A 13529-nucleotide genomic window follows, 5' to 3' on the forward strand; every position below is an offset into this window, starting at 1 on the left:
AGCTTGTGATGCGGGAAGTACTGAGGGATGTAATAATCTTGGAGAAATGTATTATTATGGAGAAGGGGTAGAACAAGATTATGTAAAAGCTGCTGGGTTATTTAAAAAAGCTTGTGATGCGGGAAGTACTGAGGGATGTTATAATCTTGGAGAAATGTATTATTATGGAAAAGGGGTAGAACAAGATTATGTAAAAGCTGTTGGGTTATTTGAAAAAGCTTGTGATGCGGGAAGTGCTAAGGGATGTTATAATCTTGGAGAAATGTATTATTATGGAAAAGGGGTAGAACAAGATTATGTAAAAGCTGCTGGGTTATTTGAAAAAGCTTGTGATGCGGGAATTGCTAAAGGATGTAATAATCTTGGAAGAATGTATTATGATGGAGAAGGGGTAGAAGAAGATTATGTAAAAGCTGCTGTGTTCTTTAAAAAAGCTTGTGATGCGGGAAGTGCTAAAGGATGTTATCTATACAAAAGTTTAATTTACATGAAAATAGTGGATAGTTTATTAAATTAATAAATTAACAAAGCATCAAATTATTAAATTATTAAACTTTACTTCCGGAAGATTATTTATTATTTCCATTGCAACTGAAACAGATTAGAAATATGCAATTAATTGCAAAAAATTTAACTTTTCTTCTAAAGTGGTGGATAATTTTTTCAGGTTAGATTTCTGTTCTAAGAAAATGTGCAGAATTTCCTATTATTAAGATTTCTAATAAAATGTGCAGAATTTAAAATCTGTTTTCATTCCTTTCAAGGTTGTTATTTAACAGAAAGAGTTATTTTTAGGTTCTTCCGGTTATTATGTTTTTAGGTTCTTTGTTATTTTTCAGGGTAATGTTATTTTAGGTTATTAGGTTTATTCCGGTTTTGAGTTATTTTTTTTGAAAGGTTTTAAGGTTTAAAAGGTTGTAAGGTTTAGGTTAATAATAGCAATTATTCTCTGTTAGGTTTAGATTAAAAAACTTCCATAAACTTCCTTATTTGATTTTTTTCAACAAAAGATTTTCAATATTTCCGGATTAGGTTATGGACCATAAAAAATAAACAAAGGGGGTTATATTAAAATGCAATTTTGGTATCTGCAAAACCTTGTCCTATCTTGTTAAGAAAAGAGAATTTTTTTCTTGATAACTTTCTTTGAAAATTTTTTGTTAATAACTTTTTTTCTAATTTTTTCAATTAGTCCGAACTCGGACTATTTTTATTCTTATCCTGTCTTGTCAGAAAAAGGAAAGTTTTAGGTTTAAAATATTTTTAGATGTATTTTCTATTTGAGGATAAATATATGCTTTTAGTAAAGATTGATGTTAAAGGATACAAGGAAGATAAAACAAGAGAATTAAATTACTATTCAAATGGTGCATTTTTCTGTTTTAGAGAGGATACAAGAGAAAATCCATTATATTTTAAAAAAATTGAGTTAGAAAAAATACCGGTTAGAAACATAGGAGAATTAACTTTTGGAAATACAGAGTGGAAAGGATTAATTCAAATTAGGGAGTATTTCTTGGATTTTGATAATGATAAAAGAGATTTTGAGATAGAACTATATCATAACGATAGATTAAATAGTGAAATTTATTCTGAAATTCTTGAATTAATTTTTGGAACATTAAACAGATTGAAAGAACAAGGAAGAGTAGATAATTATATAATCCAGAGTTAAATAAATTAAAGGAGGTAAAGAAAAATGTTAATAGCGAAAAGGTCTTTATCCGGAACAGAAACCAAAGTAAGAGAAGATGTGTTAGAAAAAATAAGCGAAGTAGTGCCATTAGAAAATTACCTTTACACTTATGATTTAGGTTTAGGATTAGGTTATATTCTTGTATTTGAAGAGTTTTATTACAATGCAAGAAAGTTTATTTGGGGATACAGAGTTAGCGATTGTGGAAGATGTAGCGAAGGCTTTGTTTTAGAGGAGATAATACTACTTAAAAGAAAAGACAAAAGAAAAATGATTAAATACTATCTTGGAATTGATATACCAAAAGAAGAAAAAGAAAAGATAAGAGAAACATTTAGATTAATAAGCAAGATGGCATCAGAATTTGAAAGAGAAGAAATGCAATCGGTAGCTTCTACAATAGATGATGAAGATGTGCCTTTATGAAATAAAAGAAGAAATAGAAATAACAAATATCAAAATCCAAGAGAGAATAAAGATAGCAAATAAACTAAAAGAAAAAGGACTATCAGAAGAAGAAATAGCCAAGTTGCTTGAACTTGGCTAATTAAGGTTTTTTATGTTTATTCATAAGATAGATACCGAAATCTCCGGTAGGAAAACCTGCTATTGCTAAACCAATATCTCTTTCTTCTTCTTCATTTTCATCTTCCACATTAGTATCGGTAGCAGTAGCATATCTTGGAGTTTTATTATCGCCTATTATTCTATTTCCTATTATCATCATTACAAAACCTATTATACCGGCTATCAAAAATTTAAAATCACCGGCAAATGCCATTCCTATGCCTAAAAATATACCTATAAATGTTAATAAGCCACCTATTGTGCCTATTATTAAACCTATTAATTCTCTTATTATTCTCATCTCTATCACCTCCTTTTTAATTATTCTCACACAATAACGAAATATAAGCAAAAAGTTTAATTTTTATTTTCATTTTCTTTTTTATCCATATTCTCTTTTTTGTCCTTATTCTCTTCCTGAACTTGTTTTGGTTTGCAAGGTTCAGGATTTATTAAACTACAATATATTTTACCACCGAAAGCAAATATCACCGGTGCAAGTATTATGCTTAATGTAAATTTCAAAATCATTATATTTTTATTTTACACCATTTTTATATTTTTTCTGACAATTAAAATATGCTTTCTTATCCTTGTAAATCAATATCCAAAAAGCAGGCAAATTGCAAAATAATATAATGATACTTTTTAGCAAAAAATAGTCCAAGTTCGGACTAATTCCGGTAGCTACCAAAAGTTTTTATCCTGTAAAAAATCCAGTTCCGGTAAATAATTGAGAGTAAGTAAATATGCCAAGAATATTGAATATTAACTTTTTTTAGTAATATCCCATCTGAAAATTGTGTTTATTAGATTTTAATGAGAAAGCCAATATATTGGAAAATGAAAAATTTAACTAATCCTTTTTTACAAGTGTAAAAGTGCCGTCAAGCCAGCAAGCCGTATTGACGGCACGCCAGCACGCCAGCTTGATGGCAAGCCGTCATTTGAAAGATTATAAAGTTATATCAATTATTTAACTGATTTTTCTTTCTAACGGAAGTTAATGGAAGTTTTCTTAAAATAGTCCGAGTTCGGACTATTTGTAAAGCAATTATCTTTACAATAGATTTACAGAGTAAAGATTGGTAAAGCAAAAAATTTTTTAACAGAAATTGCATTGGAGTATAATGTTTGTGGATATTTGGATTATATCCAAATATACTACCCTTTTTAAAGTTAAAAAATACCCGATTTAATATTAAAAAATTACCCGATTTTAAAATTAAAAACTTGTCCTTTTTAATGACTTTGTAAAGATGTTGTAAAGACAGATTTTTTGTTGCTAAATTACTCTTTGCACTTATAAGATTGTGGATATTTGGATATATATCCAAATATATTACCCTTTTCAACTTGAATTTTTACCCTTTTCAAATTGAAATTTTACCCGAATTTAAAGCAAATTCATAAGAAAAGATTTACATTGTAAAGCAAAAAAATTTTTACTGAAAAACTTCTTTGTTCCTTAGATTGTGGATATTTGGATATATAATATCCAAATATATTGTCTGTTTTAATATTAAATTTTGTCTGTTTTAATATTAAAATTTTGTCTTTTTTTAATATTAAAAATTGTCCTTTTTAATGAGTAGTTCCTGAAAGATAATTTTACTTCCAAAACTTCCAAAAACTTTTTTTCTTTTCTTGTGATTGATTTTGTTTTAAGAGTTCTACAATCTCTTTTAGTTCCTGTATCCTTTTATCCTTTTCTTCCAAGAGTTCATCTTTACTTTGTAAAGCAATTTGAAAGCCTTTTAAAACATTCATTAATTGCTTATTCTGTTCTTCAAGGAGTTGTATTTGTTTATCTGTTTGAGAATGTGTTTCTATCAAGCATTTGATTGCTTCTTCTATTAGTTCGGTTTTATTTTTACCTGTTTGTCTTGATAACTCTTCCAATTTGTTTATCAGTTCTACTGATAGTCTGAAATTAACCAATCTCTTTTCCATCTTATCACCTGTAAAGCAATTGTAAAGATGTTGTAAAGATACCTGTAAATCTTTGTAAAGATACCAAAAAGTATAGCATTTTTTGTGTAAAGTTTCCATCTTTACGATGTAAAGATAGTGTAAAGATGATTGTAAAGATTTGTAAAGATAACTAATGTTATATTGCTTTTTACCGGTTATATGCAAAATGGAAATGAAATTTTAAAAACTTCCAAGAAAATCCATTTTTTGCCTTTGATTTTCAAGGTTCAGAAAGCACTAAATTTGCAAAATAAGTAGAGAGTATTTGTTTAATCAAAATTAGTCCTAATTCGGACTATTTTTGCAAAATGGAAATCAAAGATTTTAAAGAAAATTGTTGAAAATAATTGATAAAAAAGATTGAGATTAATGGAAAAATAATTCCACATAGTTCAGATAAAACGAGGCAATAAAAAGACTTGGACTTAAATATGAAAACTTTCTATCCCACATAGTTCAGATAAAACAAATTGTGGTGTATAACGAAACTTACAATTACACTGTGCTTTCTATCCCACATAGTTCAGATAAAACTTAAATAATCCATATGCTGCAGCAGTTTTAAACTTACACTTTCTATCCCACATAGTTCAGATAAAACCTGTATTGATTAATTATAGTGATGAGGAAGAAATAACTTTCTATCCCACATAGTTCAGATAAAACACGATGAAGATTTGAATTATTTAAATTTTTTTGAAACTTTCTATCCCACATAGTTCAGATAAAACCTTTAAAGAGAACGTTAAATTCGTTCTCCCTAGTAGACTTTCTATCCCACATAGTTCAGATAAAACGAGGAAGATAGATGAAAAAAGTCAAGATTTTTACAGACTTTCTATCCCACATAGTTCAGATAAAACATATATGTGAACAAATCTATTGTATTTCGTATGATAGCTTTCTATCCCACATAGTTCAGATAAAACAACTTGATAACGAAAAAAATCTTAAATCTTGCAAAGACTTTCTATCCCACATAGTTCAGATAAAACCCGTCAATTTTTTCATAAAAAATAATAATGAAATTTTTAAATTTTGTCAAGTATTTTTTAGTAAAAATTAATTTAAAACTGAATAACCGCAAATTAATATTTTTTGCATTGAACCTCTAATAATGCAAATATATTTTCTGTTATATTTTCGCTAATCGTTGATACAAGCTAAGTTAAGCAGAAATATATTTTCTGTTTAAAATGCAAAATTTTTCAAAAAATAAAACAATGTTTGATTAATAGACTTATCTTTCCCCTTAAAACCAAGAAAGAAAGCCTATTCTCTTATTCCTTTTCCAAGTAGCAAACTTTAAACTTGTTAGAAAAATTATAGCACAAAATTTTTTAAAACTTCCAAAGAAAATTTCCTTTCTTGCTATTGATTTTCAAGGATTTAAAGACAACAAAATTGCAAAATAAGGTAGTATATCAATTCTAACCTAAATTAGTCCCAATTCGGACTATTTTCCGGAAATTTTTAAAATTCCATCAAACTCCAAACTCTAATTGATGTTATAGTAAATCCTTGAATAGCAATAACTAAAAAAACTATACAATTAACAAAGTATTGATTTTATTGGGATTATTTTTAGTATTGACACAATAATTTTAATGGTTTAATCTTTTTATCCCCTCTTTTTTAAAGTTTTACCTTCCGAATAATCTACTTACGGTTAGCTAACCGGTTTTTACCGGTAGCTTTTTTATTTAGATAAACATAATACTAATCAATAATTCCTATATCCTTAAATCTTCCAAAACTGAAAAAGAGCTTTGCCACTATGTAATGACAAAGCTCGTGTAAAAATGTTGATGGCAGTCTGATAAAGATTATAAATATTGTTTCAAGCATTGGTTAATCTGAAGATAAGATTGGTGGTATATCTTGATATTTGTCAAAGAATTCCTTAAACATTGGTGATGCTTGTTTGTTTAAGAATTCTTTTTGATTTATTGTATTAAGTTTGAATGCATTACAATATCCTTTATAATCTTTACTTTCTTCACTTTGACAGAATTTAATGAAGTTTTCTAAATCATCAGTTTGAGCGTTTTTAATGGCATTTTCTATCATCATTAAGAAAGTTGTTTCTTTTAGAGGAAGTTCTTTAAATTCTGTTTTGAATTTGGTTTTTTTGAATGTTCCTAATAAAGAAGGCTTTTCGTATTCTCCGTTTGAAATGTTCCAACCGGTATCGTATTCATATCCGGTATTGAGGAAATTTATGAGTGCTTCTTTGTAATCTTGAGGACTGTTTACCACTATTTCTTTTATTTTATCTAATCTACCACCTGTTAGCTCTATTTCTCTTTTCTTTATATACGGGCTATTTCCGAAATAAACACAAGCCGGCATGTAAAGGTTATTTACGCATAAAGCAAGTGCAGTTTCTTGGAAATCAAATTCTCTCGTTGAATCCCAATTTAGAGTTCCGTCATATAATTTTTTCCATAAGAACATTAAATATGGTTCTTTTGTTTGATGATATATTTTTTCTATTGTTGTTTCTACTGCAGTTGCATATCTTGAATTTGGTGAGTTTAATGCTCCTCTAAGATACTTTAAGTTTTCTTCAATATGAGTATAATATCTAATTCCTATTTTGCATTCTTTTTTTTCTTGTTCTGTTAATTCCTTATCTTTTTTAAACATATCAAATAGGTTTTCAAATCCTCTTGCATAGTCGTGTAGGCATCTTTCCCAATAAATGTAAGGTTTGTCCGGTCCTGTATATATGGTTATTTTTCTTTCATCAAACCCTATTGTTTTTTCTTTTATTACAAGATTGTATTTTTCCCAATTAGAAGTATCTACATTTCCATCTGATAAATAAACAAAAGCTCTACAATTATCATCATATATGCTATTGGAACAACTATTTTTTGTTTGTTCCTTTAGTTTGTTTTGTTCCTCACAAGCTTGATTATCTCCTAATTTACAAGCCGTTTTTACAAGTATAGATTTTAAAACTATATTATCTACATTTTTTCCGGTTTCATAACAAGCATTTGCATTTTTGTTTAATACACATTCTTTGTAATCAGATAGAATTTCATAGGCTTTATCTAATGAAGAATGAACTTTGCTTTCATCTAAATCAACATTCATTTTAAATGGATTAAAAGCAAAGGCATTTGTGATGATTATTACAGATGTTAATAATGGTAGAGATATTTTTTTCATAGAAAGCCTCCTTTTTATTTTTTATTGTTCGTTAAAGAATTTTCCTTTTAATAACATATTTTTGAGTGTTTGTTTTGCTTCTTCAGGAGAATTAAATTTTATTTCAATTGGTTCCCTTTTTCCATTAAAAAAGAAGGTTATTGTATTTTGGAAGAGATTTATTGTATCTACATCTTTCATATTGATAAAATTATTTCCTATCCATAAGAAACAAGTTCTGAGAGTTTCAGTACAAACATAATCTTTTATATCATTTTTCTCATAAGTATATGCTTTTGTATTTGTGTAAAATCCTATTAATCCGGTTGCAAGTAAAGATAAAGCTAATTTTTTCATTGTTTAACCTCCAAAAATTTTATTTTCCAATATTTTAACTTTTTGGTTTTAAAAAATAAAGATTGTTTTAAGGAGAGTTTTACTCTCTATTTCTGCATACCATTTATCTTTGAAAATAACAGTTTAATCCCTTTGGTGTATTTCCGTATTTTCTGAAACAAATGGATAAAACATAAGCAGAAGCGTCTATGTTAATGCAAGGGTTGTAAAGATATTCCGGATGCTTTTTCAGTTCTTTGTTTTTTTGTTGTATAAGTGGTATCCAAGATGAATGTAAGGACATTATGCCTATATAGTTGTTTTTTTCATTTTCTACTTTTCTAAAGTAAGGGTTAAATTTTGTTTCTGCTTGGGCTATTGTGTAAAGAACATTTGGGTCTATTCCGTATTTTCTACCGGATTCTTGAAAGCAAGCAGAAAGGTCATTGTAATAGGCGAAAGATTGGGTAGTTATTAAAAAGAACAATATTTGTATGGTAAGGAAATGCTTTATTATTTTAATCATCTATTGTTCTTTCATGATGATGAATGGTATTGTAATACATTGAAGATGGGTCCCATAATCCTTTATCGAACTCAGTTTCTTCTAGTAGGAAATCATTTATAAAGAAATCATTTTCTTCTTTATCAATTTTGTTTTTTTGTTTTTCGTAATCTACTATGCAATATCTTGGGGTAGAATTATTTTCTTGTTCTTCTGTTTTGCTAAATAGTATTTTTATGATTTTAAATATTTCTTTAAAAAATCCTGTTGTATCTATCATCTTTTTCTCCTGAAATTTTATTTTCCAATATTTTAATAAATTTTATCAAGATTTATAAAGGTCTGACGGCTATAAGATAAACTTTGTTTATTATTAAACGCTGTTTTTGACCTTTTTCATCATAAAAATCCAAAATTATATCGTATTTTGAATTTGACATCATTGTTCCGGTAAGTTTTAAAACTGTATTTCCATAATTAACATGTACTTCTACCTCTTTATCGTGATAGTAAATTAAATAATTATTTCTCTCAGGATTTGGTATCTTCTTTTGTCCCTGATTTTGTTGTTTCTTTTGGTTTTGGTTCTGTTGTCCTTGTTTTTGATTTGGTTTCTTTTGCTCTGCCATTTTTATCCTCCCTACGTTATCAAGTATAAAAACCGGCTATTTTTTAAACTTATGTTAAATCTTGTTATTAACCAACCTACCGGATTTAATATTTTCTCATCTAAATCTGCATATTTCAAGGTTTTAAGTATATCTTTTATACCTCTCTCAGCAATTAATTTCTCATTGTTAATTAGGAAAAATAAAACTTCATCCTTCTTAAGCCGTTTCCAACTGTAATTTAAAATTGCTCTGTATTTCTTCCGGTAAAGCTTTAATTTCTTAATTGCTGTTTTGCTCGGTTTGTGAAGATAATCATCTTTACTCGGTAAAAGTTCATAATCTTGTTTTTGTGGTCCATATTTTTTTGTTTTCTCCTGTTCGTTTGATGTTTTTCCGGTAGCTCCTAAATCCTGTTTTTCATCTTTAATTTGATTGTTTTTATCCGGCTCTCTTTCCTCTTGCCCTCGTTTATCAATGGATATGAAAATTGCCGGCTCTTTCTCTACTGCCGGTTTCTTCGGCTGTAAAGATTCAAGTTTTTTCTGATAAGTTCGCTCAAGATTTTTTCTAATTTCTTCTGCAATCGCTCTTATCTCTTCTTCAAGTTTCTTCTGTTTTTCCTTTTCTGCTTTCTCTCTCAATTGCTGTTTCTCTTCTTCTGTTATATCTCTGCTTAATTGCTCTAAATACTTTCTTTTCTTTTCTTCAAACGCTTTAAGTTCTTCTTCTTTTAGTTTATCTTGGAATTTATCCCGTTGCTGTTGTTCTATTTGCTGTTGTTCCGGTTGCTTTTGATGTTTTAACGGCTCGCAAACGCCGTCGCGACACGCCCTAACGGGCGATACGTAGATATTTTCCTTTTTAAGTAAATCTATCAGATTAATAGGGAAAGTAAATGATATATCCGAAACATTAAACACTTTATCTGATATTTTAACGCTTATTGGAGATAAGTTCCAACCACCTCCATATTGCAAATTATCTAAAGATAATTTGTTAGTTATTAATTGTGTAAATCCTATTTTACAAGGGTTTGCTGGCATATCTTCTCTAATGCTTGTTTTTCCTTGTCTTGTGATTATATCCTGCTTTTGCTCCTCTTTTCCCTGTTCTTCTACTATCATATAAACCTTTGCCGGTCTTCCTACATTTTGTCTTTCAAATGTTTCTGTTATTAGTCCATTAAGTTTAAGTTGTAGCATAATTTCTTGTTCTAACCATTCCTGTCCGAAAAAGATTGTCTTTAAAAGTTCTTGTCTCTTTGCTTTCTTGTGTTCTTTTAGGTATGCTAATGCTTTGTCTGCAAGTTCTTCAAAGTTATATTTATCTTTGTTTTCTGTTGTCTTAAATTCAAGTTCCCGTGCATACTTCCACGCTATTTCAATATCTTTCTGTTTGTCAGGGCAATAGGTATAAGCAATATCGTAATATTCAGAGTAAGATTTATTTAGATACTTACACCAGCCTGCAACTGTTTGTAGGAAGTATATGTATCTGCCTTTGTTTTTGTTTTTGTTATATAAACTTTCTACTGCTTTTTGGAAAATGTAATCTTCATTTATTTTTGAGAATTTGTTTGCTAAAAATGCCGGTATGTGTCTAAGTTGTTTTTGTTTTTTAGATTTTTCTTTCTTTTGTGGTTTTTCTTCATAAAGTTTGTGTTCTTTCTTTAGTTCTTTTGCTTTTTGGAATAATAAATAGAAATCTACTTCATGGGTTGCTTCTAAGATTACTGTTTGTTTCTTTGTTATCCAAATTGGATGGTTTATTCGTGTGAAGGTTGCGTCTGCTTTTAATCCGTGTTTTGCAAAAAATGCATTTATTATTTTTACAAACTCTTTTATATTCTCAAGATTTGTTCTGCCATTTTTATTTTTTCCATGCGGATTTAATGAATATATGGAGAATGAAAATCTCAAATGCCCGCTTTTTGTTTTTATTAATGTTATTGCCGGTGTTATATCTATTCCGTATTTATTCTTGTTGAAAAACTTCACCAGTTCATTTAGAACATCAAAGGCTTGGTTAAAATCTGAATCTATATCTACCCATATTTCATTGACACTAAATATATTCTTATCTTCAAGTATTTTTAGTTCTTTGATTAGCTTGAGTCTTTCTATTCCGTTTCTTGTTTTTCTGTATTTTTCCCAGAATTTGCTTGTTAATTTGACCGGATTTGGATGAAGTAGAATATCTAATCCATATTTTTTATGTTTATCTTTTATGAAGTTTTCTAAAGTTCCTTTGGTTTTGAAAATCCTTGCATCTATTATATTATCTTCTTTATCTACAAGAAGTAAAACATAACTTAAATCTTCTTTGTAGATTTCTTTGGCAAAATCCGGAAGTTGTTTGGCTTTTATATTGTCAAAATGACTATTTGTAGCATAATGTCTTAATTTCTCTTCTTTACTTCTTATTCTTCCTATTGATTTTTCGGAATTTTTCCCTATAATATTCATAGCTCGGAGTTTTTCCCTATAATATTCATTATTTACCCCGGTCGCACCCGGGGATTTTTAAAACTTATTCTAAATTTTTAAATTTCCTTTAGCTAAACATTTTCATCAGGGTTTCTTATTAGTTTTTCAAGAAGCCCAAGTCTTTTGGCATTCTTCAAAATTCTTGTCATTGCAACTGCTTCACTCTTTAAATCACCTGCTCTAACTTTTTTATTAATTTCTTCAAGCACTTCTCTTACTTCATCATCAACATGCACCGCAATACTTTTTCTTTTTAAACCTGTAGTTCCTATCATAGTTATACCTCCTTTAATAAGTAGTTTTCGTTTAACTAAAAATCTTCATCTTCATTTAATTAGTCGTTAAATACTTTTTCATTGTTTTCGTTATATAGAAATGTATATCACAACGATGTATTTTTGTCAAGTGTTTTTTTCAATTTTTTAATTAATTTATGAAATTATTTTTTTCAATACTTTCAATCTATAAAATCCACAAAATCCACAATCAACCTTAATTAATCCACAAGCCACAATTAACCACAATCTCCATTTCCACAATCAACCACAATCATCTCACAAGCATTTAATCCACAAAATCCACAAGGTTTAATTTTCTGTTCCGGTTATGGTTTTTTGAAAAATATCTTGATAGAAAAAGAAAACCTATTCCGGTAGCTACCAAGTTAGATTAATGCAATTAATTGAAAAAATTTTCTGTTCCAATAAAATAGTGGATAATTTCCTATTATTATAATTTCCAATAAAATAGTGGATAAAAAATTTTTTATAGGTTCTTTCAAGGTAGTTATTCAAAAAGAAAGTTATTTTTTCCGGTTCATAGGTTTTTAGGTTCTTTGTTATTTTAAGGTTAATGTTATTTGTAGGTTAAATTAGGTTTATTCCGGTTATTTGTTATTCCTTTACAGGTTTTAAGGTTTAAAAGGTTTTAAGGTTTTTATCTTCTAATAGCAATTATTTTCTGTTAGGTTTGAATATATCTTTTCTTATCCTTTTTAACCGGAAAAATTTTGTAAGGATGGATTTTTAGCAATAATTCTAAGAACTCAAAAATTGTAAGGATGAGTTTTTGGCAATAATTCTATTGTTTTTATTCTTACGGATTTAATCGTTGTATATCAATAATTTGCGGGTAGGTAATTTTTTCGTTATTCTTACCTGACTATAGTAAGTAACTATTATTATATATACGAAATACACGAAATATTGATATTCAGAGCGATTTCCATTATTTTTTTTCAAATACTTCTCCTAAACTTTTCCTTTAAAAGTAGGTCCAGAGTAAAAAATCCATAAACTTTTTTAAACTTCCTTATATGGTTTTTGTAATAAGGTATCCGAAATTGTTATTCCAAGATTTCCGGATTAGGTTATAGACTATAAAAAATTATTAACAAAAGGGTTATATTAAAATGAAAAGTTTCTGCCCGAAAATCCTTGTCCTATCTTATTAAAAAAAGAAAGTTTTTTATTAATAACTTTCTTCGAAAAATTTTGTTAATAACTTCTTTTGAAATTTTTTGTTCTTATACCAAAACCGATATGAAATAATATTAATAATTTCAACTATGGAAAAATGAAAGGCGAGGAAAATTAAAATATTTTCTTTAAAAGAATTAACTCTCATTGTTCTTCGGTATTGGTATAAAAATTGCTCTGTCTAATAAACTCTTTATGTTAAAATATATGTCCAGTAAGGAAAAATAAATTTATAAAAAAAGGTGAAATTATTAGGGACTAAGAGGAAAAGTTATGAAAAAAATACATATTTTATCACTTTCTTTAATTGCACTCATATTTATATTTGCATTTATTTATAACTTAGAAAAGGAAAAAACTTTAACTGAAAAATGTATGAAAAATAATGATGTAAAAACTTGCGAAATTTTATGCAAAGAGAAAAATAAATCAGAGAGCTGTAATAATCTTGGAGAAATGTATTATTATGGAGAAGGGGTAGAACAAGATTATGTAAAAGCTGTTGGGTTCTTTAAAAAAGCTTGTGATGCGGGAAGTGCTAAGGGATGTTATAATCTTGGAGAAATGTATTATTATGGAGAAGGGGTAAAGCAAGATTATGTAAAAGCTACTGGGTTATTTAAAAAAGCTTGTGATGCGGGAAGTACTGAGGGATGTAATAATCTTGGAGAAATGTATTATTATGGAGAAGGGGTAGAACAAGATTATGTAAAAGCT

16 protein-coding genes and 1 CRISPR repeat array are annotated in these 13529 nt (G+C 28.2%); of the genes, 5 read left to right on the forward strand and 11 right to left on the reverse strand.

What is annotated here, in order from left to right; genetic code table 11:
- The 4 genes from QOR43_RS08000 to QOR43_RS08015 form a co-directional block, all read left to right on the forward strand.
- On the forward strand, positions 1 to 517 hold a 517-nt coding region (locus QOR43_RS08000; protein ID WP_283571472.1), incomplete at its 5' end, for a tetratricopeptide repeat protein.
- Between the two features lie 777 nt (positions 518 to 1294).
- The gene (locus QOR43_RS08005) at positions 1295 to 1675 is read left to right on the forward strand and encodes a hypothetical protein (RefSeq protein WP_265134979.1); all 381 of its coding nucleotides are present in this window, start codon (positions 1295 to 1297) and stop codon (positions 1673 to 1675) included.
- 24 nt (positions 1676 to 1699) lie between these two features.
- Entirely contained in the window at positions 1700 to 2122 is a 423-nt protein-coding gene (locus QOR43_RS08010; RefSeq protein ID WP_265134980.1) for a hypothetical protein, read from the forward strand.
- A complete protein-coding gene (locus QOR43_RS08015; protein WP_265134981.1) occupies positions 2109 to 2243 on the forward strand; it encodes a hypothetical protein in 135 nt (44 codons plus the stop codon). The genes QOR43_RS08010 and QOR43_RS08015 overlap by 14 nt, the downstream gene beginning before the upstream one ends.
- Here QOR43_RS08015 and QOR43_RS08020 read toward each other — a convergent pair whose 3' ends face one another.
- The 11 genes from QOR43_RS08020 to QOR43_RS08070 all read right to left on the reverse strand — a co-directional run bounded on the left by QOR43_RS08020 (position 2244) and on the right by QOR43_RS08070 (position 11609).
- A complete protein-coding gene (locus tag QOR43_RS08020; protein ID WP_265134982.1) occupies positions 2244 to 2564 on the reverse strand; it encodes a hypothetical protein in 321 nt (106 codons plus the stop codon).
- A 56-nt stretch (positions 2565 to 2620) separates the two neighbouring features.
- Positions 2621 to 2794, reverse strand: coding sequence for a hypothetical protein (locus tag QOR43_RS08025; protein WP_265134983.1), 174 nt, complete (start codon positions 2792 to 2794; stop codon positions 2621 to 2623).
- Positions 2795 to 3874: 1080 nt separating this feature from the next.
- Positions 3875 to 4216 carry a ribbon-helix-helix domain-containing protein gene (locus tag QOR43_RS08030; RefSeq protein WP_265134984.1) on the reverse strand — a complete coding sequence of 114 codons (342 nt, stop codon included), beginning with the start codon at positions 4214 to 4216 and terminating at the stop codon, positions 3875 to 3877.
- A gap of 459 nt (positions 4217 to 4675) precedes the next feature.
- A CRISPR array of direct repeats spans positions 4676 to 5232; the repeat unit is 29 nt; unit sequence CTTTCTATCCCACATAGTTCAGATAAAAC.
- Between the two features lie 724 nt (positions 5233 to 5956).
- Complete coding sequence (locus tag QOR43_RS08035) at positions 5957 to 6085, reverse strand: hypothetical protein (RefSeq protein ID WP_283571473.1); 129 nt, start codon at positions 6083 to 6085, stop codon at positions 5957 to 5959.
- A 3-nt stretch (positions 6086 to 6088) separates the two neighbouring features.
- A complete protein-coding gene (locus tag QOR43_RS08040) occupies positions 6089 to 7417 on the reverse strand; it encodes a hypothetical protein (protein ID WP_265134970.1) in 1329 nt (442 codons plus the stop codon).
- Between the two features lie 21 nt (positions 7418 to 7438).
- Complete coding sequence (locus QOR43_RS08045) at positions 7439 to 7753, reverse strand: hypothetical protein (RefSeq protein WP_265134971.1); 315 nt, start codon at positions 7751 to 7753, stop codon at positions 7439 to 7441.
- Between the two features lie 103 nt (positions 7754 to 7856).
- Entirely contained in the window at positions 7857 to 8258 is a 402-nt protein-coding gene (locus QOR43_RS08050) for a lytic transglycosylase domain-containing protein (protein WP_265134972.1), read from the reverse strand.
- Entirely contained in the window at positions 8251 to 8517 is a 267-nt protein-coding gene (locus tag QOR43_RS08055) for a hypothetical protein (protein WP_265134973.1), read from the reverse strand. Before QOR43_RS08055 ends, QOR43_RS08050 begins: the two co-directional genes overlap by 8 nt.
- Positions 8518 to 8569: 52 nt before the next feature.
- Complete coding sequence (locus tag QOR43_RS08060; RefSeq protein ID WP_265134974.1) at positions 8570 to 8866, reverse strand: hypothetical protein; 297 nt, start codon at positions 8864 to 8866, stop codon at positions 8570 to 8572.
- A gap of 11 nt (positions 8867 to 8877) precedes the next feature.
- A complete protein-coding gene (locus tag QOR43_RS08065) occupies positions 8878 to 11313 on the reverse strand; it encodes a hypothetical protein (protein WP_265134975.1) in 2436 nt (811 codons plus the stop codon).
- A 92-nt stretch (positions 11314 to 11405) separates the two neighbouring features.
- Entirely contained in the window at positions 11406 to 11609 is a 204-nt protein-coding gene (locus QOR43_RS08070) for a hypothetical protein (RefSeq protein WP_265134976.1), read from the reverse strand.
- 1476 nt (positions 11610 to 13085) lie between these two features.
- Here QOR43_RS08070 and QOR43_RS08075 point away from each other — a divergent pair.
- Positions 13086 to 13529, forward strand: a 444-nt coding sequence (locus QOR43_RS08075) for a tetratricopeptide repeat protein (RefSeq protein WP_283571474.1), incomplete at its 3' end; no start/stop codon positions are given.

It is taken from the genome of Venenivibrio stagnispumantis (assembly GCF_900182795.1).
GTDB lineage: Bacteria > Aquificota > Aquificia > Aquificales > Hydrogenothermaceae > Venenivibrio > Venenivibrio stagnispumantis.

What these genes read in the sequence shown, in the direction of transcription:
- QOR43_RS08060 (WP_265134974.1), bottom strand. Translation starts at nt 8,866, where the DNA reads ATGGCAGAGCAAAAGAAACCAAATCAAAAACAAGGACAACAGAACCAA.
- QOR43_RS08005 (WP_265134979.1), top strand. Translation starts at nt 1,295, where the DNA reads ATGCTTTTAGTAAAGATTGATGTTAAAGGATACAAGGAAGATAAAACA.
- QOR43_RS08065 (WP_265134975.1), bottom strand. Translation starts at nt 11,313, where the DNA reads ATGAATATTATAGGGAAAAATTCCGAAAAATCAATAGGAAGAATAAGA.
- QOR43_RS08015 (WP_265134981.1), top strand. Translation starts at nt 2,109, where the DNA reads ATGTGCCTTTATGAAATAAAAGAAGAAATAGAAATAACAAATATCAAA.
- QOR43_RS08020 (WP_265134982.1), bottom strand. Translation starts at nt 2,564, where the DNA reads ATGAGAATAATAAGAGAATTAATAGGTTTAATAATAGGCACAATAGGT.
- QOR43_RS08030 (WP_265134984.1), bottom strand. Translation starts at nt 4,216, where the DNA reads ATGGAAAAGAGATTGGTTAATTTCAGACTATCAGTAGAACTGATAAAC.
- QOR43_RS08070 (WP_265134976.1), bottom strand. Translation starts at nt 11,609, where the DNA reads ATGATAGGAACTACAGGTTTAAAAAGAAAAAGTATTGCGGTGCATGTT.
- QOR43_RS08050 (WP_265134972.1), bottom strand. Translation starts at nt 8,258, where the DNA reads ATGATTAAAATAATAAAGCATTTCCTTACCATACAAATATTGTTCTTT.
- QOR43_RS08045 (WP_265134971.1), bottom strand. Translation starts at nt 7,753, where the DNA reads ATGAAAAAATTAGCTTTATCTTTACTTGCAACCGGATTAATAGGATTT.
- QOR43_RS08035 (WP_283571473.1), bottom strand. Translation starts at nt 6,085, where the DNA reads ATGCTTGAAACAATATTTATAATCTTTATCAGACTGCCATCAACATTT.
- QOR43_RS08010 (WP_265134980.1), top strand. Translation starts at nt 1,700, where the DNA reads ATGTTAATAGCGAAAAGGTCTTTATCCGGAACAGAAACCAAAGTAAGA.
- QOR43_RS08025 (WP_265134983.1), bottom strand. Translation starts at nt 2,794, where the DNA reads ATGATTTTGAAATTTACATTAAGCATAATACTTGCACCGGTGATATTT.
- QOR43_RS08055 (WP_265134973.1), bottom strand. Translation starts at nt 8,517, where the DNA reads ATGATAGATACAACAGGATTTTTTAAAGAAATATTTAAAATCATAAAA.
- QOR43_RS08040 (WP_265134970.1), bottom strand. Translation starts at nt 7,417, where the DNA reads ATGAAAAAAATATCTCTACCATTATTAACATCTGTAATAATCATCACA.